Raw genomic sequence first — 1,554 nt, 5'->3', positions numbered from 1 at the left:
CGACGTTGGCGGACTCATCTCCAGATTCCGGGTTCAGCCCTGCGGGCTGCCCCGGAAGGACGACGCGCGTCGTGTTTGGCGGCGCGCTCCGCTGTTTCCCCTCATGGTGAGGAGGCGCGAAGCGCCGTCTCGAACCATGAGGCCATTGCACGGGCCTCATCCCTCGAGACGCCCGCCAAGAGGCGGGCTCCTCAGGATGAGGGTTTAGATCAGTTGATCGTCTCGACCGCCAGGGCGACGCCCTGGCCGACGCCGACGCACATGGTGGCGAGCGCGCGCTTGCCGCCGCGGACTTCGAGGCCGTGCACGGCGGTCATCGCGATGCGCGCGCCGCTCATGCCGAGCGGATGGCCGAGCGCGATGGCGCCGCCATGCGGGTTGACGAAGTCGGCGTCCTCGGCGACGCCGAGCTGGCGCAGGCAGGCGATGCCCTGCGAGGCGAAGGCCTCGTTCAGCTCGATCAGGTCGAAATCGGTGATCTTCAGGCCGAGCCGCTCCAGCAGCTTGCGCACGGCCGGCACCGGGCCGATGCCCATGATGCGCGGCGGCACGCCGGCCGAGGCGAGGCCGAGCACGCGCGCCCGCGGCGTCAGGCCGTGCTTCTTCACCGCCGCCTCCGACGCCAGGATCATCGCCGCGGCGCCGTCATTCACACCCGACGCATTCCCCGCAGTGACGGTGCCGGGATTGCGCACGATCGGCTTCAGCTTGGCGAGCCCTTCGAGCGTGGTCTCGGGGCGCGGATGCTCGTCCTTGTCGACGACGATGGGACCCGCCTTGTCGCCGGGCACGGCGACCGGCGTGATCTCGGCGGCGAAATAGCCCGACGCGATCGCCTGGCCCGCGCGCTGCTGGGAGCGGATCGCGAACGCGTCCTGGTCGGCGCGCGACACCTGGAATTCCTCGGCGACGTTCTCGCCGGTCTCCGGCATCGAATCGACGCCGTACTGCTGCTTCATCAGGGGATTGATGAAGCGCCAGCCGATCGTGGTGTCGAAGATCTCGGCCGAGCGGGAGAAGGCCTCCGTCGCCTTGCCCTGCACGAACGGCGCGCGCGTCATCGACTCGACGCCGCCGGCGATCGCGAGATCGACCTCGCCCGCGCGGATCGCGCGGCCGGCAGCGCCGACCGCATCGAGGCCGGAGGCGCAGAGCCGGTTGAGCGTCTGGCCGGGAATGGAGTCGGGCAGGCCCGCCAACAGCAGCGCCATGCGCGCGACGTTGCGGTTGTCCTCGCCGGCCTGGTTGGCGCAGCCGAAGAACACCTCGTCGACCGCGGCCCAGTCGAGATTGGGATGCTTGGCCTTGAGCGCCTTCAGCGGGGTGGCGGCGAGATCGTCGGTCCGCACCTTGGCCAGCGCGCCGCCAAAGCGCCCGATCGGCGTCCGCACCGCATCACAAATGAACACGTCTCGCATCGCTCTCTCCCGGGATGGCTGTTTCTGGTCGGAATTGACGGCGGTTTTAGGAGTGCGATGGGGGCAGGTCAAATGACGGGAACGCGGGGTGGCATGCGTGGAGACTTGGCCTGCGCACAATGCAGCCGCACGCGCG

At 69.7% G+C, this 1,554-nt stretch carries 1 protein-coding gene; it reads right to left on the bottom strand.

Translation table 11 applies throughout. The features are described from left to right. Window positions 1-209: 209 nt before the first annotated feature. Window positions 210-1,418, bottom strand: a complete 1,209-nt coding sequence (gene pcaF, locus BRAS3809_RS33595; RefSeq protein WP_008966471.1) for a 3-oxoadipyl-CoA thiolase — start codon at window positions 1,416-1,418, stop codon at window positions 210-212. Window positions 1,419-1,554: the final 136 nt, after the last annotated feature.

The sequence above is a fragment of the Bradyrhizobium sp. STM 3809 genome (assembly GCF_000239795.1).
GTDB lineage: Bacteria > Pseudomonadota > Alphaproteobacteria > Rhizobiales > Xanthobacteraceae > Bradyrhizobium.
Note: the sequence above shows the minus strand (reverse complement) of the source record. Positions and strands in the feature narration are given on the sequence as shown.